The organism is Flavobacterium sp. TR2 (genome assembly GCF_025252405.1).
In the GTDB taxonomy this organism is placed as follows: domain Bacteria; phylum Bacteroidota; class Bacteroidia; order Flavobacteriales; family Flavobacteriaceae; genus Flavobacterium.
In genome coordinates, this window is the sequence record NZ_CP104307.1 from 2,493,398 (window position 1) to 2,514,421 (window position 21,024).

Below are 21,024 nucleotides of genomic sequence, written 5' to 3' on the forward strand. Positions count from 1 at the left end.
GTCTCGGTTCTAGTAGTTACAAACTGAGACTGAAAGCTGTGAAAGAATGCTTTTTAATGGCCTTCTAACAAATCTGGGCGTCTGTTTTTGGTATGTTCGTATGCCATATCTTCACGCCATTTGTCGATTTTAGCAGCGTGTCCGCTTGTTAGAACTTCAGGAACTTTCCATCCTTTATAATCTGCAGGTCTTGTATAGATTGGACCTGATAGCAAATTGTCCTGAAAACTATCTGTAAGAGCAGAAGTTTCATCGCTTAAAACTCCAGGAATTAATCGGATTAAAGCATCAGATAAAACTATTGCGCCCAATTCTCCTCCAGATAAAACGTAATCGCCTATAGAAATTTCTTTAGTGATAAAATGATCTCTTACTCTTTGATCCACACCTTTATAGTGTCCGCATAAAATGATAATGTTTTCATACATTGACATTTTATTGGCCATTTTCTGATTTAAAGTTTCGCCATCAGGTGACATATAAATTACCTCGTCATACTCGCGCTGGCTTTTCAAATGCGTAATACAATCATCTATAGGCTGAATTGTCATTACCATTCCAGCGCCTCCTCCAAAAGGATAGTCATCTACGCTTTTCTGTCTGTTGGTGCTATAATCGCGAAGATTGTGAAAATGCACTTCGACCAAACCTTTATCAATGGCACGTTTCATAATTGAAGCCTCAAAAGGGCTTCTTAATAATTCAGGTAAAAGAGTAATAATGTCAATTCGCATCTTTGATTAGGTAAATTTTCTTGACGGCAAAGATACAAATAAAGCCATTGAGTGTTTTGATAATAATTATATAACACCTCCATAAAATTATGTAAAATCTAATGGGCTAATTTTAACTATAATTACATTCCTAATTATCAAGACATACCACCCAAATTCGAACGTAAAATCTAAACACTTAATGATGAAAAAAACGATATTAATAACTGCAGTTCTTGCGCTCTTTTTATCCTGCGCAAGTACTAATTCGGCTACTGTTGCTATAGGAGAAAACAAGTCGAAAGTGCTTAAGACCTTAGGAAACCCAATAAGGACTTTAGACAATAATCAAAATGGAGAAATTCTTGTTTATGCAGATCAGGTTTTTGATGGTGATGGAACATCATTGGCAGGATCAAATTACTGGCGCTACAATTATGTGTATGTAAATAAAGAAGGCAAAGTCACATTCACGCGACAAGAAAAACAAAATTATCCGCCGCAAGCTATTGATTCTCAAAAAATAGAAGGATTAAACTTGCTAACCGCAAAATAAATGCAGTCCCTACGCGACAAAAATAAAATGCGATTCCTTTTGGTTTTCTACCAATATTTTGTTCCTAGCGGAACAAAAGTCTTTTTTTCTTAAATTATATTTTTGAAGGATATTTCTTTCTTTTTTGTTATGTTTGCATTCCAAAAATATTCCGCTAGGAATAAAATATTTGTAAAAAACTCATGTAGATCATCGATGTCCCGTAAGGACTGCATTCATAATGGCAAACACTTATACTCAAATCCATATTCATTTTGTTTTTGCTGTCAAGTATAGAAAAACAATTATCGACAAAAATTGGAAAGATGAGTTGTTTAGATATATCTCAGGAATTATAAAAAATAATAACCATAAGCTTCTTGCAATAAACGGAGTTTCTGATCATGTCCATATTTTGATAGGAATAAGGCCTCTACAATCTGTATCAGAATTGATGAAGAGCATAAAACAAAATTCATCAAAATGGATAAATGACAATAAATTCGTAAATGGCCATTTTGAATGGCAAGAAGGATATGGAGCATTTTCTTATAGCAAATCTCAATTGGATGCTGTTATTAATTATATTCAAAATCAAGAGCAACATCATAAGAAGAAAACATTTAGAGAAGAGTATATTAACTTTCTTGAAAAATTTGAAGTCGATTATGATGAAAAGTTTATTTTTAAGGAATTAATTTAATGTTCCTTGATTCTGAATATGACTTCAACCAAAATAAAAATACTCGCGATATCTGGCAGCACCAGAAACAATTCTAGCAACTTCAAAATTCTGAAATACATTTCAAACCATTTAAAATCAGAATTTGAAGTTGAAATTTTCGAAGACCTAGAGCGCCTTCCTCATTTTAATCCCGATTTAGATACAGATAATCCTCCGCAAGAAATAACTTCTTTTAGAAATAAAATCATAAATGCTGATGGCGTTATCATTTGCACTCCCGAATACGTATTTAGTCTTCCGGGAAGTTTAAAAAATGCTTTAGAATGGTGCGTTTCGACAACTATTTTTTCAAATAAAAAAACGGGTCTTATTACAGCTTCCGCCTCGGGCGAAATGGGTCATGAACAATTGCTGTTGGTAATGAAAACACTCGAAGCTAAGTTTGACGAGACAACGCAGCTCCTGATTCAGGGAGTGCGCGGAAAAGTTAATGCTGAAGGAGAAATCGTTTCAGAACAAACTGCAAAAGCGCTTCAAGATTTTGTAGAAAACTTTAAGAATCAATTTTTATAATATATTTACTTTCTGAAATTTAAATCATTAAAATGATTAGCAGAAGAAACTTTATCGTAACCACAGGTCTTGCCACAACAGCAGTTTTAGCATCGCCATCATTTGCACTTTCTATGAATAAAAAAGAAATTGGTTTACAGTTGTATACGCTGCGTGAGGAACTTCCTAAAGACGTAAAAGGAACATTAGAAAAAGTAGCAAAAGCAGGTTATACAACTGTTGAGACATATGGTTTTTCAATCAAAGACCAATTTTGGGGATTAACGCCTCAAGAATTAAAAAAGATTTTGGATGATAACGGACTAAAAGCTGTTAGCGGACATTATAATCTGGGAAGCTTTTTGTATGATGGAAATACGGCAGAATTAATCGCTGCGATTGAGGCTGCAAAAGTTCTTAAAAATGAATTTCTGACTGTGCCTTGGGTCGACGAACCTTTTAGAAGAAGTATAGAAGATTGTAAAAAGATAGTTTTCCGTGTAAATGAAGCGGCAAAAATGTGTAAAAAAGCAGGCTTAAAACTGGCGTATCATAACCATGATTTTGAGTTTCAAAAGCACAACGGAGCTACTGGTTTTGATGTTTTATTAAAAGAAACCGACAAAGATCTGGTTTATTTTGAATTAGATTTATACTGGGTAGTTCATTCTGGAAATGATCCTTTAAAATTATTCAAAGAAAATCCTGGACGTTTCAAAATGTGGCACGTAAAAGATAAAGATAGAAAAAACAGCGATTTGAACACAGAGGTTGGCTCTGGAACAATAGATTTTAAACCTTTTTTTGCAGCAGCAAAACAATCGGGAATGATTCATTTTTTTGTAGAACAGGAAAATAATTTTGCTTCAAACTCTTTTGAGTCTATCAAGTCGAGCTGTGATTTTATTTCGAAAAATTTAATCTAATTCATCTTTATGAAGAAATTTCTTTTGCTGGTTTTTGTAATTCTTTTGTCTTGCAATTCTAATAAAAGTGATTATTTTGAGGCTATTGCGGAAAACGATATAAAACTTTTTCCTCCAAAACCAGGTGATTGGTTGTATTCTTATAAAGAAAAGGGGCAGAGTTTTGAGCAGTTTCTTAACTCAAAACATGTAATTCCAACAACAGAAAATAATATTATTTATCTCCAGCCAATAGGGAAATTTGACTCGTTACAAGGCAAACAAATAAAATTAGTTGAAGAATATTTGAAAATATTTTTTCAGTTGAAGGTCAAAACACTTGATAATGTTTCAAATGATGTTATTCCGAAACAAGCTAGAAGAATTGGTCCAGATCAAAACGAACAATTTCTTGCGGGATTTATTTTGGATAGTGTTTTGAAGAAAGAAAAGCCTCATAATGGAATAGGATTAATGGCGTTGACCGAAGTAGATTTGTATCCAAAACCAGAATGGAGTTTTGTTTTTGGCTTGGCATCGTACAGGGATAGAATTGCGGTAAGTTCAATCTACAGGTTGTATGACAAAAGATTAAAGAATAAAGATTTTAATTTGTGTTTAGAAAGATTATTAAAAATTTGTTCTCATGAAATTGGACATATGTTTGGCTTGCATCATTGTATCGATGCTAATTGTGTGATGAATGGAACTAATAGCTTATTAGAAACAGATGAACATACGTTGAGATTGTGTTCTAATTGCCAAAGGAAATTAAATTCGAGTATAAAATACGATAATAAGAAAAGATTAGTAGAATTGGAAAAGTATTTTAAGAAAAATAATTTGGTTACGGGAGCTGAATTGATGAAAAAAGATTTTGAAAAAATTAAAAATAAATAGAAATGAGTACTAGCAAAGAATTTATAAAAGGAGACGAAATAGAGTGGGAATTAGTCGGCGAAGGAATCAAACGCAAGATTTTGGCTTTTGATGAAAGAGTGATGCTGGTAAACGTTCATTTTGAGAAAGGCGGCATAGGTACTTTGCACGATCATTACCATTCGCAAGTAACTTATATCGCAAGCGGTAAGTTTGATGTCACAATCAGCGGAGTAACGCAAACATTAAAAGAAGGAGATAGTTTTTATATTCCGCCTCACGCTGTGCATGGTGTTGTATGTTTGGAAACAGGTATGCTTACAGATGTTTTTAGTCCTGCAAGAGAAGATTTTTTACAATATTAAAAACTTTAAAAAAACTACCATATAAGTGATTTAAGAAAATTTAAGTTTGGCTGTAAATTTCGCCAAGATATTTTTAAATGAACTTATATCACTTATATGGTTTTAAAAAAAAAACTTAAAAATTATATTTTTTTTAAAGTTTTGCTAAAGATTAGAGTGGTATTTTTGCAGCATGAATTTATCAAAAACTAATGTACTGTTTATGGCAGTTTGCACGGGTCTTATAGTTGCAAATCTTTATTACTGCCAGCCTTTGATTGTTTTAATTGCCAACGAATTTAAAATTCCAGAAGAGAGTGCTGGAACGATAACCTATCTTACTCAGGCGGGTTATGCGATCGGATTGTTCTTTATGGTGCCGCTTGGCGATAAAATAGAACGTAAAAGGCAAATTTTAATGACCACTTTTGCAACTGTAATTGCCCTTTTAATTGCAGCAACTGCCAAAAGTTTTCTTGTTTTACAAATCGCTTCACTGTTAATCGGAATTACGTCGATTGTACCGCAGCTTATTTTGCCATTGGCAGCTTCTTTAAGCGCCCCTGAGCAGCGAGGAAAAGTCGTGGGGACTATCATGAGCGGACTTTTAGTCGGAATTTTGCTTTCGCGAACTTTAAGCGGGTTTATTGGTCAGGTTTTGGGCTGGAGGTCCATGTTTTATATCGCATCAGGAATTTGTCTTTTGATCTTTTTTGTCATTCAAAACAAATTTCCGCAGAACAAACCACAATTTCAAGGAACATACGGACAGTTGATTCAGTCGCTGTTTACGCTTATAAAAATACAGCCAGTTTTGCGTGAAGCAACAGCAATCAATGTTTTCAGTTTTGCTCAATTTGGAGCATTTTGGACCACAATGGTATTATTGCTTTCTGGAGAACCATTCCATTTTAATAGTGCAACAATCGGTTTGTTCGGAATTGTTGGCGCGTCTGGAGCTCTGGCAGCGCCTTTGGTAGGAAAATTGGGAGACAAAGGAAACTCAAGAATTGCAGTGGGCTACGGCTGTTTATTGGTATTAATAAGTTTCATTATCTTTTATTTTGCAATTGAAAGCGTTATCGGAATTGCAATCGGAATTGTGTTTATTGATATTGGAATTCAAGGGGTTCACATTTCAAACCAAACTAGAGTTTATTCATTATTGCCAGAAGCAAGAAACAGATTGAACACCGTATTTATGTCGCTGACATTTTTAGGAACAGCGGCAGGATCTGCATACGGCTTATTATTATGGAAAATGGGAGGATGGCCAGCGGTAACAATTGGCTGCATGGCGCTATCTTTATTATCATTGATTATTTACGGACTTACATATAAATCTAAAAAAGTGAAAGCGCAAATTGATTAAAAAATTAATTTGTAAATTTGCGTTCAAATTAAAAATAACAACATGGAAAACGGAATATACGCTAAATTCAATACTAGCAAAGGTTCAATTTTAGTAAAATTGACACATGATTTGACACCAGGAACTGTAGGAAACTTTGTTGCTCTTGCAGAAGGAAATATGGAAAACAAAGTGAAACCTCAAGGGCAAAAATTCTATGACGGATTAACTTTCCACAGAGTAATTGCAGATTTCATGATTCAAGGAGGTTGTCCAAAAGGAACTGGAACTGGAGATCCAGGTTACAAATTTGATGACGAATTTCACCCAAGTTTAAAACACGATCGTCCAGGAGTTTTGTCTATGGCAAACTCTGGTCCAGGAAGCAACGGTTCTCAGTTTTTCATCACTCACGTTCCAACTCCTTGGTTAGATAACAAACATAGTGTTTTTGGACACGTTGTTGAAGGGCAAGACGTTGTTGATGCTGTTGCTCAAGGTGACAATTTAGAGTCTGTTGAAATTATCAGAGTTGGAGAAGAAGCTCAAAAATGGAATGCAATTGAAGCTTTCATTGGTTTAAAAGGTGCTCGTATGAAACGTGAGGCAGCTTTAAAAGCAGAGTCTGAAGCAAAAATGGAACAATTGGCTGCTGGTTTTGATAAAACAGAAAGCGGTTTACGTTATAAAATGATTCAAAAAGGGGAAGGAAAAAAAGCGGAAGCTGGAAAAACTGTTTCTGTTCACTATGAAGGATCTTTAGAAAACGGAAAAGTATTCGATTCTTCTTACCCGCGTAAAAAACCAATCGAATTCAAATTAGGAATTGGACAAGTTATCGAAGGATGGGACGAAGGTATTGCTTTATTGCAAGTTGGAGACAAAGCTCGTTTTGTAATTCCATCTGATTTAGCTTACGGTCCATCTGGTGCAGGAGGAGTTATTCCGCCAAACGCAGTTTTAATTTTCGACGTTGAATTAATGGATGTAAAATAAGAGTTTAAAAGCAATTTAGTATTGTTTTAAATAGTAATCCCATGCGCCGTGGCGTATGGGATTTTTTTATATTTACTCGAATTAAAAACAAAACCAAGAAATGAAAACAAAGATTTTAAGCTTAATAACTTTAGTGCTGCTTTTGACAGCGTGTGGAACTAAAAAAACAGCTGTTGCATCTGCAGAAACTGCTCCTGCAGCAAAAGAAGCAAAAACAGTAGAATTAACGCCAGAATTGGCAGAAGGTAAAAATCTGTATGAAAACAGCTGTGTTAAATGCCATAAATTGTACGAGCCTAAAAAATTCACAAAAGAAGAGTGGGCACCGATTTTGGTAAGTATGGGAAAGAAAGCCAAATTGAATGAAACCCAATTAGCATCTGTTACAAATTACATTCATTCACAATTGTAATTTTTAGAAAAAAGCATAAAAAAAACTGTTCAATCGAACAGTTTTTTTATTTTCAAATAGATATAAAAAAAAACACCGTCACAGAATGAGGTGTTTTAAAATTTAAGAATGATGTACAGCAGAGTTGTCTACAGCTATTACTTTTAAAGTTTTGATGCCAGCTGGCAATTCCCAATCTACTTCATCATTTTCTTTAAAACCGATAATGGCAACACTTAAAGGCGCTAAAATGGAGATTTTAGATTGTTTCACGTCTGCTGCAGAAGGTAAAACGATTTGAATTTTCATTTGTTTCTTGGCTTTTACATCTTCTATCGTTACAAATGAGTTTATTCGGATTACCGAACTGTCAAGTTCGCTTTCTTTACTTATTATTGCACGATCTAATTCTTGCGAAAGCAGATTGGCTTCTTTAGTATTTGTTGAGTTTTTACTTTTTAAAATTAATTCTCTTAGAAATTGATAGTCTGATTTAGAGAAAGTGGGTGTTGGTTTCATATCTATATTGAATTTTATTGTTATTAAAATTTTTAAATGGTTTGTTCTTTTGTGATGGTTTACGAGCTAATGGCGCTTTGGTCCCTAAAATGGCGAAGAATCCAAAATGTTTAATCGGGAAAACAAAAAAATATCTGACCAAAAATGATTTTTGTCAAATAAGAAAATGTTTAAGCTGATGTAAATCCTCCGTCAAAAAGAAGAAAAAGTGAAGTAAGACGGAGGCCTAATTAATAAAGGCCTTATTATGCGAAATAATGACAGCAGGAACCGGTTTTGCTATGCAAAACGGCGTCAAAACGGCTGTGTGTGATATTATATTTCCCATAAGGATTGTTAAATTGAACGGCAAAGATACGTAATCTTTTTGGAATTAGTGCGTATTTACTTCCATTTAATGCCACAACCCAAACTTGGCTTCTGCGGTTCTTTTAAACTTCTGTTGTAAATTAAAGCGTCAATTGCACCTCTAAGATCGCTTCCGCTAAGAGGAATTCCGTTTCCAGGTCTCGAATCATCTAGTTGCCCACGATAAAATAATCTGTCTTGATTATCAAATAGATAAAAGTCTGGAGTGCAAGCTGCCTGATAAGCTTTTGCAGTTTCTTGAGTTTCATCGTATAGATAAGGAAAATCAATTTTATTTTCCAATGCAAAATCAGCCATTAATTCTGGACTGTCTTCAGGATATTTGACAACATCATTGCTAGAGATAGCGATTACTCCTAATCCCTGAACGCGATAATCATTGGCAATCATTACAATTTCTGTAATAACATGATGCACAAACGGACAATGGTTGCAAATGAACATTACCAAAGTGCCTTTTGAACCTTTTAAGTCTTCAAAAGAAAAACTATTGTTCGAATTGGTATCTTTTAAATAAAAGTCAGGTGCAATTGTTCCTAAAGGAAGCATTGTTGATTCTGTTCGAGCCATTTTATTTGAGATTTGAATACCAAAAATAGTTTTAAAAATCTGTAAATAAAAGAGCACAAGAATAAAAAATATCCAAAGAAAGCAGTTAGCCTATTCAGCTTGCTTCTTTGGATACTTTTTTTAATTTTTTATGAATTCAGAAATTCAAGTAAATTTTCATTTAGTTTTTCTCTATCGGTATAAAATAAGCCGTGAGGAGCACCTTCATATTCGATGTAAGTATTGTTTGCTATAGATTTTGCAGCTTTTCTTGAGGTAAGGTCAATCGGTACAATTTTATCATCATCACCATGAATTATCAAGGTTGGGACTTTTATAAAATCCAATTCGTCTCTAAAATCGGTATAAGAAAAAGATTCAGCGCATTTTAAAGTAGCTCTTGGAGATGCCAATGAACATAAGTTTCTATAATATTCTAATAACGGAGTGCTGAGCGGTTTGTTGATGATATTTACCCCAAAAAAAGTTTTTCCGAAATTATCTACAAACCCGATTCTGTCTTCTTTGATTGCCGCTGCCGTGTTTTCGCTTTTTTCTTTTGGATGTCCATCAGGATTATCGTCTGTTTTTAGAAGAAAAGGAATAATTGACGAAATTAAAGCTGCTTTGGTAACGCCTTTTCCACCGTGACGGCTAAAATAGCGAACCACTTCACCGCCACCCATTGAGAAGCCCACAAGAGTTACGTTTTCTAATTCCAATTGCTCGATAATTTCTTTAAGATCATCTGTCAAAGTATCGTAATCGTAACCGTCCCACGGCTGAGAAGATTTTCCAAATCCGCGGCGGTCATAGGCAATTACACGATAATTATTTTGTACCAAATGATCGATCTGATATTCCCACATTTCGTTAGAAAGCGGCCAGCCATGAATCAGAATTACTGGTTTTCCTTGGCCGTAATCTTTAACATAAAGCCTTACATTTTGGGCCGTTTCTATATATTTATCGGTGTGAATTTGTTTTAAATTAGATTCAAAATCTTTTAAAGATAAGCTAGCATTACTAAGTGTATGTTCCATTTTATATCTTTTTGAGTGAGTGTCATTATTTTTCTTCTCGTAAAATTAGATTCTTAACAAAAGAAATAGGTTATAGAATTAGGCGCATTAGTTACAAAATTTATAGGTTTGTAAATAATACAATTTAGAAATGGATTTAACTTGGAACGAATTTGAGCGCACAGATATGCGCGTAGGAACAATTATAGAGGTGAACGATTTTCCTGAAGCCAGAAAACAAGCCTTTCAGCTGACAATTGATTTTGGTTCAGAAATCGGAATTAGAAAATCATCGGCACAAATTACCAAAAGATATCAGAAAGAAGATTTGGTAAATCGTCAGATTGTGGCAGTTGTCAATTTTCCTAAAAAACAAATCGGAAAATTTATGAGCGAGTGTTTAGTTCTTGGTGCTGTAGGCGAGGAGGGAGACGTAATTTTATTGGCTCCTGATTTTAAAATCCCTAACGGATTGCGTATCGGATAGTTTTCGTTCTTAGTTTTAACCGCAAAGTTCGCAAAGGTTTACGCAATCCTGAAGGCTCGGGGCGCAAAGTTCATACCCGCAAAGCTTTGTGAACTTTAATCGGCAAAAACTTCGCATAAAGTCTTGCGCTCTTTGCGTAAACCTTTGTGGCCTTTGCGGTAAAATTAAAAGTTTATCTTTTCAATTAACTTCAGTAAAATCTCCTGTCCTTCTTCCCAATATTTCAAATCAGAATCGGAATTCAAGTGCGAATAGGATAATTTTAATGCTTAGTTTTTAACCGCATAGTTCGTAAAGGTTTACGCAATCCCGAAGGCTCAGGGCGCAAAGTTCATACCCGCAAAGCTTTGCGAACTTTAATCGGCAAAAACTTCGCATAAAGTCTTGCGCTCTTTGCGTAAACCTTTGTGGCCTTTGCGGTAAAATTAAAAGTTTATCTTTTCAATTAACTTCTGTAAAATCTCCTGTCCTTCTTCCCAATATTTCAAGTGCGAATAGGATAATTTTAAGGCTCAGTTTTTAACCGCAAAGTTTGCAAAGGTTTACGCAATCCCGAAGGCTCAGGACGCAAAGTTCATACCCGCAAAGCTTTGCGAACTTTATCGACAAAAACTCCGCACAAAGCTTTGCGCTCTTTGCGTAAACCTTTGTGGTCTTTGCGGTCAAATTAAAAGTTTATCTTTTCAATTAACTTCTTTAAAATCTCCTGTCCTTCTTCCCAATATTTCAAATCAGAATCGGAATTAATGTGTCCTTGCTGGCCGATATTCACAAAATCACTTCCCCATTTTTCAGCGAAGAGTTTTTTTCTTTCAAACGAAGCGTAAGGATCATTTTCGCTCGCCACAACCACAGAAGGGAAAGGCAATTTATAAAGTGGAATCGGTGAAAAATTTCTTATGCATTCTGGCGAGTGCTGAGGTGAATCTACATCTGCGGGAGCGACTAAAAAAGCGCCGATTATATTCGGATTATTGTGTTTTTCTGCCCAATGCAAAACCAAAGAAACCGCCAAACTATGTGCAACTAAAATAGTTGGCTTATCAAGTTTGGAAATATTTTCGTTTAATCGGTCAAGCCATTCTTCGCGAATCGGTTCATCCCAATTGTCTTGCACAACACGAATTGAGTTTTCGAATTTTTTATGCCAAAAGGTTTGCCAGTGTTTTTCTCCAGAATCTCCAAGTCCTGGTATAATTAATAATTGTGTCTCCATTGCCGTGGAATTTTTATTTAGTGATTATTTTTTACGTTCTTTTAAAATTCGGTTTACTTCATTAACCAATAATGGAAATCCAGGTTCTGTCATTCCGTGGCCGTAGCCATCCAGTTCGTATAATTTAGTTTGTGTATGCCCAACTAGTTTCATCATTCTGGCCATGTATGCATTTTCTTCATAACGCCCAAGCATTTCCAGTTCGCGATCTCCAGTAATCAATAACATTGGCGGAGCGTCGGCACGAACGTGATATAAAGGGGCAAATTGGTCAATTGTTGGCTGCTTTTCAGGAATTCCGTTTTCTCTTCTAATTTCGAAATGTGTAATGCATTGCCCGCTAAACGGGATAAGCCCCGCAATTTGATTGGCATCGATATTTTCTTTTTGAAGCCATTTTTTGTCTAAACCGATCATCATTGCTAAATATCCTCCAGCAGAATGTCCAGAAACAAAAATCTGAGTTTTATCGCCCCCATAATTAGCAATATTGTTGAAAGTCCAAGCAACCGCTGCAGCAGCATCTTCAATTGCTTTTGCGGCTTTTACTTTTGGCGATAATCTGTAATTTACGCCAATAATGGCAAAACCTTTATTTTTTAAGGCCTCAGGAATTTCTTTATTTCCTCCAGTCAATCCCCCGCCATGAAACCAGACAATTGTAGCAAAACCTGTTTTGTTTTTCGGATAATAAATATCCAAAACACATCTCTCATTAATATATTTATCAGACTTATTTATACTTGCATTATAATATTGAATATTGTTTTTCGTTTCATATTCTATATTCTGTGCAGAAAGAGAAATTCCAAAGAAGAAGAAACTTAGAAGAATGATTAATTTTTTCATTTTTTAGATAGAAGTAAAATGTAATTTGTGAAAATGCTTGAAGTGAAAAATGTATGAATTGCACGTCTCACATTTTACAATTCACATCTCAGATAAAAATATATAAAAAAAGTCCAAAATGCAAAACAAATTGGACTCTTACTATATAGATGATTTTGGATTAAATATCGTCAAAATCAATATCTGTAAAACTAGATCTTGAACTTTCAGCCTTTTCAGAGCTGTATTCTTTTTTAAAATCTTTTTGGTGTCTTTCAGAAATTACTTCTTCGCCTTTGTGGTTTAAAACATAAGAAGTCATTTCTTCTAAGATTTCAGAGAAAGCACTAAAATCTTCTTTGTACAAATAGATTTTGTGTTTTTTGAAGTGAAAAGAACCATCTTCCTCAGTAAATTTTTTGCTTTCGGTAATAGTAATGTAATAATCATCAGCTTTGGTAGCTCTCACATCAAAGAAATAAGTTCTTCTTCCTGCGCGTAATACTTTAGAAAAAATCTCTTCTTTTTCTAACATGTCATTTTCTCTCATAATACGTTCTATCATTTTTGGAATTAATAGTAATCAAAAATCATAAAAAATTATCTATTACGCAACAATTAAAGTAATTCTTTTTCCGAAAGTTGTTTTAAATATAACGATGCATAATAACCCTCTTGATTTATTAATTGATTATGAGACCCTTGTTGAATTATACGGCCATCTTCGAGAATAATAATTTTGTCTGCATTCTTGGCAGATGATACTCGATGACTTACAATAATGGTTGTTTTGTCCTTAGAAATTTCAAATAAATTATTCAAAATCATTTCTTCGGTTTCGGTGTCAACGGCAGACAAACAATCGTCAAAAAGAAGGATTGCAGGATTTTTGATAATTGCTCTTGCAATAGAAACACGCTGTTTTTGTCCTCCCGAAAGCGTGATTCCTCTTTCTCCTAAAACGGTGTCGTATTGTTTGTTGAATGCAATAATGTTGTCATGGACAACAGCGTTTTTTGCAGCTTGAATAACTTCTTCATCGGTTGCATTTTGATTGCCGAATTTGATGTTATTTTTAATGGTGTCAGAAAACAAGAAAGCATCTTGAGGCACGATTCCTATATTGTTGCGAAGATCATTCAGATTTAAAGTGCTGATTTCGTTTTCATCAATTTTAACCTCTCCTTCGGTTACATCATACAGTCTTGAAATCAGAGAAAGTATGGTCGATTTTCCTGAACCTGTTTTTCCAAGAATTGCCAGTGTTTCTCCTTTTTTTACTGTAAAAGAAACATTTTTTAAGGCTTCAATGTTAGTGTCTTGATAGGTGAAGGAAACATTTTCAAAAGAGATATTTCCTTGAATCTCTGATGTGTTTACGTTGTTGTTTTTGATTTCTGGTTCAATTTTCAAGAATTCATTCAGACGTTTCTGAGAAGCTTCTGCTTCTTGAACCATCGAAGAAACCCATCCTAAAGAAGCAACCGGCCAAGTCAGCATATTTACATACAATATAAATTCTGCAATGGTTCCGATATTTGGAATGCTTCCGTTGATGTACATTACGCCTCCAAAATAAATAACTACCAAATTACTGATTCCGATAAGGGCAATCATCAACGGGCCAAACAACGACTGCACTTTTGCCAAGCTCAAACTTTTGCGCTTGCTTTCTTCGGCAAGGTCAACCATATTGTTTTGGTGCTGATTTTCTAGAGAATAGGCTTTAATTACACGAATTCCCGAAAAGATTTCCTGAGTAAAACTCGATACTTTAGAAAGATACTGCTGAAACGTTGTGCTTCGTTTATTGATTTCAGAACTTAATTTGAAAATACAATACGAAAGAATAGGCAAGGGCAGTATCGTGTATAGGGTAAGCAGCGGCGATACATTATACATATATAATATAACGATCGCAAAACGGATAGCTGTATTTATAGTATACATTACTGCTGGCCCAACATACATACGAACTTTTGAAACGTCTTCACTAATACGATTCATTAAGTCTCCTGTTCGGTTTTGTTTGTAGAAATTCTGTGAAAGATTCTCGTATTGCCTGAAAACTTCATTTTTCAAATCAAACTCAATATGGCGAGACATTACAATTAATGTCTGGCGCATTAAAAAGGTTAAGAATCCTGCAACAATCGTAGTTCCTATGATAAGTAGCACATTATGAATGAGATCCTGGCGAAAATGAGCAATTACTGCTTCAGAATTTTGCTCTGCAGCAGAAAGTTTATCAAAATTTTCAATAGCGTTTAAAGACTTGCTAATGAGCTTTGGAGTAAAAAGAGAAAATATTTGTGCGATTATGGTGATTAAAATTCCTAACGAGAAACTATATTTATATTTGATGAAATATTTGTTTAAATAGCTTAGTTCTTTCATTTTTTTAAGAAATCTGATATTGAATTGATTTATATTTAAGAATTATTATTAAATAAAATTATAATAATTTGCGATTTAATCAAAACAATTATATTGTAAAATTGTTATTTTAAGGATAAAAAATTAGCACATATGTATTTTTTATTTATGTTTGAGATGTCTTTTTGACAAATTCATAATTTTAACCTAATTAATACTAGCGCTATGGATGCAACTTTCGCAACTGGAAAGGAACTTCAAAAAATGGATCCTGTTTTTGGTCAATTATCTTTTGACGATCACGAACAAATTGTATTTTGCAATGACAAAGATACAGGTTTAAAAGCAATTATTGGTATTCATAATTCGGTTATGGGGCCAGCTTTGGGAGGAACCAGAATGTGGAATTATAACACAGAATGGGAAGCTTTGAATGATGTTTTACGCCTTTCTAGAGGTATGACGTTTAAATCTGCGATTACTGGGCTTAATATTGGTGGAGGTAAAGCCGTTATTATCGGTGATGCTAAAACACAAAAAACACCTGAGTTGATGCGTAAGTTTGGTGAATTTGTTCATTCATTAAGCGGAAGATATATTACTGCTGAAGATGTCGGAATGGAAACAAAAGACATGGATACAGTAAGAGACGTAACGCCTTATGTTACGGGTATTTCTGAAGAAAGAGGTGGTTCTGGAAACCCTTCTCCTGTAACAGCTTACGGAGTTTATTTAGGTATGAAAGCTGCTGCTAAAAGTCAGTTTGGAACTGATGTTTTAGACGGTAAAAAAGTTTTGGTGCAAGGAATCGGGCACGTAGGTGAAACTTTGGTTGAGTATTTGACTAAAGAAGGAGCACAGGTAACGATTTCTGATATTAACGAAGAAAAATTATACCAAGTTGCTTCAAAATACAATGCAACAATTTATACTGGTGAAGATTTATATACTGCAGATGTTGACATTTACGCACCATGTGCAATGGGAGCAACAATCAATGATAATACAGTAGATAAAATTAAAGCTAAAGTTATTGCTGGTGCGGCAAATAACCAATTGGCAGACGAAAATGTTCACGGTGCAAGATTACAGGAAAGAGGTATTTTATATGCTCCGGATTTCTTGATCAATGCTGGGGGAATCATCAATGTTTATGCTGAATTAGCTAACTACGGTAAAGCAGAAATCATGAGCAAAACAGAAAATATCTATAATACGACTTTAGAAATTATAGATTTTGCTGCTAAAAATAATATTACAACTCACAAAGCGGCGCTTACAATTGCTCAAAACCGTATCGATCAAAGAAGAATCGAGAACGCAACGAAGTAATTTAAGCGTTCAGTGTTCACTTTTTTAAGTGATCAGTCTTAATAATTTAGAGTCTCAGTTTACGGTTAAATCTGTAATCTGAGACTTTTTTTTGCGGATGATGTGCAGCTAATTAATGAAAACTGATTACTGAATACTCAAAAAACACGACTTTTTTACGAATTAATTTTAAAATACGCATCAAAAGTTATACTTTTGCAGACTAATTTTTAAATGTTCTTACAAGGTGGTAAATAGAAGACACATACGCGTTAAAGTAATGCAATCCATTTATGCAATGCATCAAAGCGGTTCTGAAAATATGGAAAAAGAAGAGAAATTCCTTTTTTATAGCATTGATAATATTCAGGACTTATATCTTATAATGCTTTCTTCATTGATAGAAATTTGTAAAAAAGAAGCTGTCTTTTTGCATCTTTCAAGTAAAAAACACCTTGCTACTGCAGCAGAACGTAATCCGAACGAAAAATTTATCAAAAACAAAATCTTTCAGCTTTTAGCAGAGAGCAACTCTCTTAGCATTGCTTTGGAAAACCGCAAAATTAACAACTGGTCGTTAAATGACGATTATATTATTTTGCTGTTAAATGATGTTAAAGCAAGCGATATCTACAAAAAATACATGAGCAATAACGTGAATACGTTTGAAGAAGACAGACAATTTATTATTGATTTGTTTGAAAATGTTATTGTGCCAAATGAAAAATTATATGAATATTTAGAGGATGATAAATTGACTTGGGTTGATGATATTCCTGTTGTAAATACGCATATTGTTAAACAATTGAAAGCTATCAAAACAGAAGATCCAGACGATTTTAGAGTGCCAAAATTGTATAAAGATGTTGAAGATAAAGATTTTGCTAAAGATTTGTTTAGAAGAACAGTTCTGAATGAAGGTGCTTTTGCAAAAGAATACGAAGATAAAACACCAAATTGGGACAGTGACCGTATTGCCGAAATTGATACAATTATCTTAAAAATGGCAATTTGCGAGTTTATCAAATTCCCTTCAATTCCAGTAAAAGTAACTCTTAACGAATATTTAGAAATTGCGAAAGAGTATTCTACACCAAAAAGTAGTATTTTTATCAACGGAATTTTAGATAATCTTGTTAAAGAACTTACTGCCAATAAAAAGATGGTAAAAGTTGGAAGAGGGTTAATGTAAAAGTTTGAAATAATCAATTTTGAAATTCCAACTGCTTTGTCTCTCTGAGCGAAGTCGAAGAGTTAAAAAAAATATTAAATATAAATCAAAAACAAATTTAAATTATGGGACAATTATCTCAATTTGCGCCATTCCTTTTAATGTTTGTGGTAATCTATTTCTTTATGATCAGACCACAGCAAAAAAGAGCTAAAAACGAAAAAGAATTTGAAAGCAACCTAAAAGTAGGTGATAAAATAGTTACAAAAAGTGGTTTCCACGGTAAAATTGCTGAATTAGCAGAAACTACTGTTGTAATTGAAACAATGTCTGGAAAATTAAAATTAGAGCGTTCTGCTATTTCTTTAGAATTGAGTGCTGCTTTGAATAAGAAAGCTTAATTTTAAGTTACAATATTTTTAAATCCCAAATTCCAAATAGGAGTTTGGGATTTTTTTTGTTTAATAGAATTCACCTCAATCTTGTCATTGCGAGGAATGAAGCAATCGCATCACGTATAACAAATAGTGTGATTGCGTCATTCCTCGCAATGACAATCTTTGTGAAAAGAAAAACCTTTGTCAAAGTTTAAAACTTTGACAAAGGTTTCGTCTTGTATAGATTGGAATTTGTAATTTAAATATTGAAAATTTTAAAGAATCTACCTGTATTTATCATTCAAACCAACATTTGCTAAAATCATCGGAATCACTTTTTCGATTCTAGAAAGTTTGGTTTTTTCCTGTTTTGCGGTTTCAATATATTCTAAAAACTATTGTTTATAAGGAGAAAATTTTTCAAAGGCAGATTTTAAATCTGGGTTTTTAGCCATTTCTGCATTTAGAAGTTCTGAAATTATGGCTTCTTTTTTTGCAGGTTTTATGACTTTTCCTTGTTTTTCGTTTTCAATCGCTTCGTAAATGTATTCTAAAACGTCTTTTTCGTTCACCTGATCTTTAGAAGTAAAGCGCCATTGACGTAAAGATTTTGTTATTTCTTCCTGAGCATTAATGAGTTTCTTTTTCTCGTCTTTTAAGAAAACACCGTTGAAAAACCATATTGCAAAATAATCTTTAAATCCGCCAAGGCCAATTACGTTCTTCTTTTGATAAACATAAACTGGACCACCCCATTTTGTGGTTTCGGTCAGTTCTGTTTTGTCAATGATAGATTTTAGGAAAAGCAATTCTTCTTCCCATTGCTCACCGTATTTCCAAATGCCTTTATTTTCGGATTTTGATTCCATTATTTTCTTTTCTTAGATTTTTCTGGTGCGTCAAAAATTCCTGGGATAGCGGTCAATTCAGCAATTTTTACAATAACATCAGTAGCTTTCAGAATGCTTTCTGCTGGAACATATTCGTATTTTCCGTGGAAATTGTGCCCTCCTGCAAAAATGTTCGGACAAGGAAGTCCCATAAATGATAGTTGAGAACCGTCAGTTCCGCCGCGAATTGGTTTTATGATCGGTTTGATGTTTAATTCTCTCATTGCTTTTTCGGCAATGTCTACAATATATTTTACAGGAAGAACCTTTTCTTTCATGTTATAGTATTGATCTTTCACTTCGGCAACAACAATGTCTTCACCAAATTTCTTTGCGAATTTTTTATTGAACTGTTTCGCCAATTTGTGAATCAATTCTTTTCGCTTTTCAAATTTCTTTCTGTTGTGGTCGCGAATAATCAATTCTAAAACTGTTTCTTCGATGTTTCCTTTGATGTGATGCACGTGAAAGAAACCTTCGTAACCTCTAGTTTCCTGTGGCGTTTCACCTTTTGGAAGTTCATTGATGAAATCATTTGCTAAAAGCATAGAATTGATCATTTTTCCTTTTGCATAACCCGGATGAACGCTTTTTCCTTTGAAAGTGATTTTAGCGCCAGCTGCGTTAAAATTTTCGTATTCTAATTCTCCAATTTGGCTTCCGTCCATGGTGTAAGCCCATTGCGCTCCAAATTTTTCCACATCAAAATGATGCGCTCCACGGCCAATTTCTTCGTCTGGAGTAAAGCCAATTCTAATTTTTCCGTGTTTAATTTCAGGATGCTGAATCAGGTATTCCATTGCTGAAACAATTTCGGTGATTCCGGCTTTATCATCAGCGCCTAAAAGGGTTGTTCCGTCAGTTGTAATGATGGTTTGGCCTTTATATTGAAGTAAATCTTTGAAGTAATCTGGAGATAAAATAATGTTTTTCTCAGCGTTCAGCACAATATCTTTTCCGTCATAATTCTCAACAATTTGAGGTTTTACATTTGCACCGCTAAAATCTGGCGAAGTGTCAAAATGAGAAACAAAACCAATTGTTGGCACCTCATGATCTACATTGCTAGGAAGCGTTGCCATGATGTAGGCTTTGTCGTCAATTGTTACATCTTCAAGTCCAATTGCTTTTAGTTCGTCAACTAGTTTATTGGCAAGATTCCATTGTTTTTGAGTGCTGGGCGTTGTTTGAGAATTTGGGTCTGATTCCGTATCAATTGTTACATAACTGATAAAACGATCTATGATATGTTGCATTTTTTTAGATTTTTAGCAAATATAGAAAATTTTTTCTGCTGCCAAATTTAGCTTCCTATATCTGAATTAATAAAAAAAGGGATTCTGAATCGAATCCCTTTTCTGTATTTGAAAATTGGTTATTTGCTTTTTACACATCTAAAACCAACGTGATTGGCTGCTGATCTGATTTCGCCTTTTCCTCTTGTTCCCACCATGTATCTTGTACAATATTGATCGGTGCATAAAAAAGAGCCGCCTCGGTGTACGCGTTTTACCTCAGAAGGGTCATTAGGGTCATAATAAGCGCTTGGCCCTTGCGGATTTTTTGCTGTTTTTCCGCTTTCAGCCAATGATTTGTAATAATCTACGCTGTACCAATCGTTTACCCATTCCCATACATTTCCTGCCATATCGTACAAACCGTAACCGTTTGGAGCATATTGTTTTGTTGGAGCGATTCCTTTAAATCCGTCTTCGCCAGTATCGCCATCTTTAATAGGAAAGTGTCCCTGATAAATATTAGCCTGAAATTTTCCTTTAGGTTTTAAGTCATTTCCCCAAGTGTAAAGATTTCCTGTTTTGCCCCCGCGTGCCGCAAACTCCCATTCTGCTTCAGTAGGAAGTCTTTTTCCTGCCCATTTTGCATAAGCGGCAGCATCTTCGTATACAACATGAACAACAGGATATTTTTCTTTTCCTTTAATGGTGCTTTGCGGACCTTCTGGATGTCTCCAATCTGCCCCTGGCTCGTAACGCCACCATTGCAGAAAATTGTTCAAATTAACTGCTGAAGGAGTAGGAGTGAAGACAACTGACCCAGTTACTAAATCTTCTTCATTTGCTGTCGGAAATTCTTCTTTCGTTGGTTTTTGTTCGGCAACAGTTACATAACCCGTGGCTTTTACAAATTTTTCAAATTCTTCATTGGTAACTTCGGTTTCATCCATATAATAGCCATCTACATAAACTCTATGGATAGGAGCAGCATCTTTGGTAACTCCTTTTATGCTGCATAAGCTTTCGTCTTCTACATTGGTACCCATTGAAAATTCGCCACCAGGAATCCAAACCATGCCTTTCGGGGCTTTTTCTGTCGGTTTAAATTTATTTTCCACAGTTGGTTTAAATTCAGACTCTATTGCAGTTGGCGTTTCGTGACATTCTACAGCTGTTTTTTCTGCTTTATGAGTAAATTTTGTATAACTGTATGCGATTGAAATAATGGATAATGTGAGTAACGCAAAAATCCAAAAGGTTTTGTTTTTCATGGTTTATTATTTTGAGCTTATAATGGTTGTCAATAACGGGCATAAAATTAGG

Annotated in this window: 25 protein-coding genes; 13 read left to right on the plus strand and 12 right to left on the minus strand. The window is 34.4% G+C overall.

Annotated elements, in window-relative coordinates; genetic code table 11:
• Nucleotides 1–53 precede the first annotated feature (53 nt).
• Nucleotides 54–734, minus strand: a complete 681-nt coding sequence (gene trmD / locus N4T20_RS10950) for a tRNA (guanosine(37)-N1)-methyltransferase TrmD (protein WP_111365359.1) — start codon at nucleotides 732–734, stop codon at nucleotides 54–56.
• A 184-nt stretch (nucleotides 735–918) separates the two neighbouring features.
• Between trmD and N4T20_RS10955 the strand changes: the two genes are divergently transcribed.
• The 9 genes from N4T20_RS10955 to N4T20_RS10995 all read left to right on the plus strand — a co-directional run bounded on the left by N4T20_RS10955 (nucleotide 919) and on the right by N4T20_RS10995 (nucleotide 7,372).
• Nucleotides 919–1,269 carry a hypothetical protein gene (locus N4T20_RS10955; protein WP_260673035.1) on the plus strand — a complete coding sequence of 117 codons (351 nt, stop codon included), beginning with the start codon at nucleotides 919–921 and terminating at the stop codon, nucleotides 1,267–1,269.
• Nucleotides 1,270–1,489: 220 nt separating this feature from the next.
• Nucleotides 1,490–1,951, plus strand: coding sequence for an IS200/IS605 family transposase (gene tnpA, locus N4T20_RS10960; protein ID WP_260673036.1), 462 nt, complete (start codon nucleotides 1,490–1,492; stop codon nucleotides 1,949–1,951).
• A gap of 18 nt (nucleotides 1,952–1,969) precedes the next feature.
• The gene (locus N4T20_RS10965; protein WP_260673037.1) at nucleotides 1,970–2,506 is read left to right on the plus strand and encodes an NADPH-dependent FMN reductase; all 537 of its coding nucleotides are present in this window, start codon (nucleotides 1,970–1,972) and stop codon (nucleotides 2,504–2,506) included.
• A 32-nt stretch (nucleotides 2,507–2,538) separates the two neighbouring features.
• Nucleotides 2,539–3,411, plus strand: a complete 873-nt coding sequence (locus N4T20_RS10970) for a sugar phosphate isomerase/epimerase (RefSeq protein ID WP_260673038.1) — start codon at nucleotides 2,539–2,541, stop codon at nucleotides 3,409–3,411.
• A 9-nt stretch (nucleotides 3,412–3,420) separates the two neighbouring features.
• A complete protein-coding gene (locus tag N4T20_RS10975) occupies nucleotides 3,421–4,290 on the plus strand; it encodes an archaemetzincin (RefSeq protein WP_260673039.1) in 870 nt (289 codons plus the stop codon).
• A 2-nt stretch (nucleotides 4,291–4,292) separates the two neighbouring features.
• A complete protein-coding gene (locus N4T20_RS10980) occupies nucleotides 4,293–4,634 on the plus strand; it encodes a cupin domain-containing protein (protein WP_260673040.1) in 342 nt (113 codons plus the stop codon).
• Between the two features lie 202 nt (nucleotides 4,635–4,836).
• Nucleotides 4,837–5,985 (plus strand): MFS transporter, encoded by a 1,149-nt coding sequence (locus N4T20_RS10985; protein ID WP_260673041.1) that lies wholly within the window; start codon nucleotides 4,837–4,839, stop codon nucleotides 5,983–5,985.
• Nucleotides 5,986–6,027: 42 nt separating this feature from the next.
• A complete protein-coding gene (locus tag N4T20_RS10990) occupies nucleotides 6,028–6,960 on the plus strand; it encodes a peptidylprolyl isomerase (protein WP_008462165.1) in 933 nt (310 codons plus the stop codon).
• A gap of 100 nt (nucleotides 6,961–7,060) precedes the next feature.
• Nucleotides 7,061–7,372 carry a cytochrome c gene (locus tag N4T20_RS10995; protein WP_260673042.1) on the plus strand — a complete coding sequence of 104 codons (312 nt, stop codon included), beginning with the start codon at nucleotides 7,061–7,063 and terminating at the stop codon, nucleotides 7,370–7,372.
• Nucleotides 7,373–7,474: 102 nt separating this feature from the next.
• Here the strand turns inward: N4T20_RS10995 and N4T20_RS11000 are convergent, their stop codons facing one another.
• The 3 genes from N4T20_RS11000 to N4T20_RS11010 form a co-directional block, all read right to left on the minus strand.
• Nucleotides 7,475–7,870 (minus strand): GreA/GreB family elongation factor, encoded by a 396-nt coding sequence (locus N4T20_RS11000; RefSeq protein WP_260673043.1) that lies wholly within the window; start codon nucleotides 7,868–7,870, stop codon nucleotides 7,475–7,477.
• 384 nt (nucleotides 7,871–8,254) lie between these two features.
• Nucleotides 8,255–8,809 (minus strand): thioredoxin family protein, encoded by a 555-nt coding sequence (locus N4T20_RS11005; RefSeq protein WP_260673044.1) that lies wholly within the window; start codon nucleotides 8,807–8,809, stop codon nucleotides 8,255–8,257.
• A 128-nt stretch (nucleotides 8,810–8,937) separates the two neighbouring features.
• Nucleotides 8,938–9,831, minus strand: a complete 894-nt coding sequence (locus tag N4T20_RS11010; RefSeq protein ID WP_260673045.1) for an alpha/beta fold hydrolase — start codon at nucleotides 9,829–9,831, stop codon at nucleotides 8,938–8,940.
• A gap of 130 nt (nucleotides 9,832–9,961) precedes the next feature.
• Here N4T20_RS11010 and N4T20_RS11015 point away from each other — a divergent pair, with 130 nt between their 5' ends.
• A complete protein-coding gene (locus N4T20_RS11015; protein WP_260673046.1) occupies nucleotides 9,962–10,297 on the plus strand; it encodes a tRNA-binding protein in 336 nt (111 codons plus the stop codon).
• 667 nt (nucleotides 10,298–10,964) lie between these two features.
• Here N4T20_RS11015 and N4T20_RS11020 read toward each other — a convergent pair.
• The 4 genes from N4T20_RS11020 to N4T20_RS11035 all read right to left on the minus strand — a co-directional run bounded on the left by N4T20_RS11020 (nucleotide 10,965) and on the right by N4T20_RS11035 (nucleotide 14,738).
• Entirely contained in the window at nucleotides 10,965–11,513 is a 549-nt protein-coding gene (locus N4T20_RS11020; RefSeq protein ID WP_260673047.1) for an alpha/beta hydrolase, read from the minus strand.
• 24 nt (nucleotides 11,514–11,537) lie between these two features.
• The gene (locus N4T20_RS11025) at nucleotides 11,538–12,362 is read right to left on the minus strand and encodes an alpha/beta hydrolase (RefSeq protein ID WP_260673048.1); all 825 of its coding nucleotides are present in this window, start codon (nucleotides 12,360–12,362) and stop codon (nucleotides 11,538–11,540) included.
• A 160-nt stretch (nucleotides 12,363–12,522) separates the two neighbouring features.
• Nucleotides 12,523–12,891, minus strand: a complete 369-nt coding sequence (locus N4T20_RS11030) for a PUR family DNA/RNA-binding protein (protein ID WP_260673110.1) — start codon at nucleotides 12,889–12,891, stop codon at nucleotides 12,523–12,525.
• Nucleotides 12,892–12,959: 68 nt separating this feature from the next.
• The gene (locus N4T20_RS11035) at nucleotides 12,960–14,738 is read right to left on the minus strand and encodes an ABC transporter ATP-binding protein (protein WP_260673049.1); all 1,779 of its coding nucleotides are present in this window, start codon (nucleotides 14,736–14,738) and stop codon (nucleotides 12,960–12,962) included.
• Between the two features lie 204 nt (nucleotides 14,739–14,942).
• Here N4T20_RS11035 and N4T20_RS11040 point away from each other — a divergent pair, with 204 nt between their 5' ends.
• The 3 genes from N4T20_RS11040 (at nucleotide 14,943) to yajC (ending at nucleotide 17,600) form a co-directional block, all read left to right on the plus strand.
• Nucleotides 14,943–16,049, plus strand: a complete 1,107-nt coding sequence (locus N4T20_RS11040; protein ID WP_313771889.1) for a Glu/Leu/Phe/Val dehydrogenase — start codon at nucleotides 14,943–14,945, stop codon at nucleotides 16,047–16,049.
• A gap of 259 nt (nucleotides 16,050–16,308) precedes the next feature.
• A complete protein-coding gene (gene nusB, locus N4T20_RS11045) occupies nucleotides 16,309–17,220 on the plus strand; it encodes a transcription antitermination factor NusB (protein ID WP_260673050.1) in 912 nt (303 codons plus the stop codon).
• Between the two features lie 104 nt (nucleotides 17,221–17,324).
• The gene (yajC, locus tag N4T20_RS11050) at nucleotides 17,325–17,600 is read left to right on the plus strand and encodes a preprotein translocase subunit YajC (protein ID WP_008462186.1); all 276 of its coding nucleotides are present in this window, start codon (nucleotides 17,325–17,327) and stop codon (nucleotides 17,598–17,600) included.
• 260 nt (nucleotides 17,601–17,860) lie between these two features.
• Here yajC and N4T20_RS11055 read toward each other — a convergent pair whose 3' ends face one another.
• The 4 genes from N4T20_RS11055 to N4T20_RS11070 form a co-directional block, all read right to left on the minus strand.
• Nucleotides 17,861–17,959, minus strand: a complete 99-nt coding sequence (locus N4T20_RS11055) for a hypothetical protein (protein WP_260673112.1) — start codon at nucleotides 17,957–17,959, stop codon at nucleotides 17,861–17,863.
• Nucleotides 17,960–17,971: 12 nt separating this feature from the next.
• The gene (locus N4T20_RS11060; RefSeq protein WP_260673051.1) at nucleotides 17,972–18,445 is read right to left on the minus strand and encodes a DUF1801 domain-containing protein; all 474 of its coding nucleotides are present in this window, start codon (nucleotides 18,443–18,445) and stop codon (nucleotides 17,972–17,974) included.
• Nucleotides 18,445–19,722 carry a peptidase T gene (gene pepT, locus N4T20_RS11065; protein ID WP_260673052.1) on the minus strand — a complete coding sequence of 426 codons (1,278 nt, stop codon included), beginning with the start codon at nucleotides 19,720–19,722 and terminating at the stop codon, nucleotides 18,445–18,447. The genes N4T20_RS11060 and pepT overlap by 1 nt, the downstream gene beginning before the upstream one ends.
• Before the next feature lie 119 nt (nucleotides 19,723–19,841).
• The gene (locus tag N4T20_RS11070) at nucleotides 19,842–20,972 is read right to left on the minus strand and encodes a formylglycine-generating enzyme family protein (RefSeq protein WP_260673053.1); all 1,131 of its coding nucleotides are present in this window, start codon (nucleotides 20,970–20,972) and stop codon (nucleotides 19,842–19,844) included.
• Nucleotides 20,973–21,024: the final 52 nt, after the last annotated feature.

Excerpts from the sequence above, each read along its gene's own strand:
- trmD (WP_111365359.1), bottom strand. The coding sequence starts at position 734 with ATGCGAATTGACATTATTACTCTTTTACCTGAATTATTAAGAAGCCCT.
- N4T20_RS10955 (WP_260673035.1), top strand. The coding sequence starts at position 919 with ATGAAAAAAACGATATTAATAACTGCAGTTCTTGCGCTCTTTTTATCC.
- tnpA (WP_260673036.1), top strand. The coding sequence starts at position 1,490 with ATGGCAAACACTTATACTCAAATCCATATTCATTTTGTTTTTGCTGTC.
- N4T20_RS10965 (WP_260673037.1), top strand. The coding sequence starts at position 1,970 with ATGACTTCAACCAAAATAAAAATACTCGCGATATCTGGCAGCACCAGA.
- N4T20_RS10970 (WP_260673038.1), top strand. The coding sequence starts at position 2,539 with ATGATTAGCAGAAGAAACTTTATCGTAACCACAGGTCTTGCCACAACA.
- N4T20_RS10975 (WP_260673039.1), top strand. The coding sequence starts at position 3,421 with ATGAAGAAATTTCTTTTGCTGGTTTTTGTAATTCTTTTGTCTTGCAAT.
- N4T20_RS10980 (WP_260673040.1), top strand. The coding sequence starts at position 4,293 with ATGAGTACTAGCAAAGAATTTATAAAAGGAGACGAAATAGAGTGGGAA.
- N4T20_RS10985 (WP_260673041.1), top strand. The coding sequence starts at position 4,837 with ATGGCAGTTTGCACGGGTCTTATAGTTGCAAATCTTTATTACTGCCAG.
- N4T20_RS10990 (WP_008462165.1), top strand. The coding sequence starts at position 6,028 with ATGGAAAACGGAATATACGCTAAATTCAATACTAGCAAAGGTTCAATT.
- N4T20_RS10995 (WP_260673042.1), top strand. The coding sequence starts at position 7,061 with ATGAAAACAAAGATTTTAAGCTTAATAACTTTAGTGCTGCTTTTGACA.
- N4T20_RS11000 (WP_260673043.1), bottom strand. The coding sequence starts at position 7,870 with ATGAAACCAACACCCACTTTCTCTAAATCAGACTATCAATTTCTAAGA.
- N4T20_RS11005 (WP_260673044.1), bottom strand. The coding sequence starts at position 8,809 with ATGGCTCGAACAGAATCAACAATGCTTCCTTTAGGAACAATTGCACCT.
- N4T20_RS11010 (WP_260673045.1), bottom strand. The coding sequence starts at position 9,831 with ATGGAACATACACTTAGTAATGCTAGCTTATCTTTAAAAGATTTTGAA.
- N4T20_RS11015 (WP_260673046.1), top strand. The coding sequence starts at position 9,962 with ATGGATTTAACTTGGAACGAATTTGAGCGCACAGATATGCGCGTAGGA.
- N4T20_RS11020 (WP_260673047.1), bottom strand. The coding sequence starts at position 11,513 with ATGGAGACACAATTATTAATTATACCAGGACTTGGAGATTCTGGAGAA.
- N4T20_RS11025 (WP_260673048.1), bottom strand. The coding sequence starts at position 12,362 with ATGAAAAAATTAATCATTCTTCTAAGTTTCTTCTTCTTTGGAATTTCT.
- N4T20_RS11030 (WP_260673110.1), bottom strand. The coding sequence starts at position 12,891 with ATGAGAGAAAATGACATGTTAGAAAAAGAAGAGATTTTTTCTAAAGTA.
- N4T20_RS11035 (WP_260673049.1), bottom strand. The coding sequence starts at position 14,738 with ATGAAAGAACTAAGCTATTTAAACAAATATTTCATCAAATATAAATAT.
- N4T20_RS11040 (WP_313771889.1), top strand. The coding sequence starts at position 14,943 with ATGGATGCAACTTTCGCAACTGGAAAGGAACTTCAAAAAATGGATCCT.
- nusB (WP_260673050.1), top strand. The coding sequence starts at position 16,309 with ATGCAATCCATTTATGCAATGCATCAAAGCGGTTCTGAAAATATGGAA.
- yajC (WP_008462186.1), top strand. The coding sequence starts at position 17,325 with ATGGGACAATTATCTCAATTTGCGCCATTCCTTTTAATGTTTGTGGTA.
- N4T20_RS11060 (WP_260673051.1), bottom strand. The coding sequence starts at position 18,445 with ATGGAATCAAAATCCGAAAATAAAGGCATTTGGAAATACGGTGAGCAA.
- pepT (WP_260673052.1), bottom strand. The coding sequence starts at position 19,722 with ATGCAACATATCATAGATCGTTTTATCAGTTATGTAACAATTGATACG.
- N4T20_RS11070 (WP_260673053.1), bottom strand. The coding sequence starts at position 20,972 with ATGAAAAACAAAACCTTTTGGATTTTTGCGTTACTCACATTATCCATT.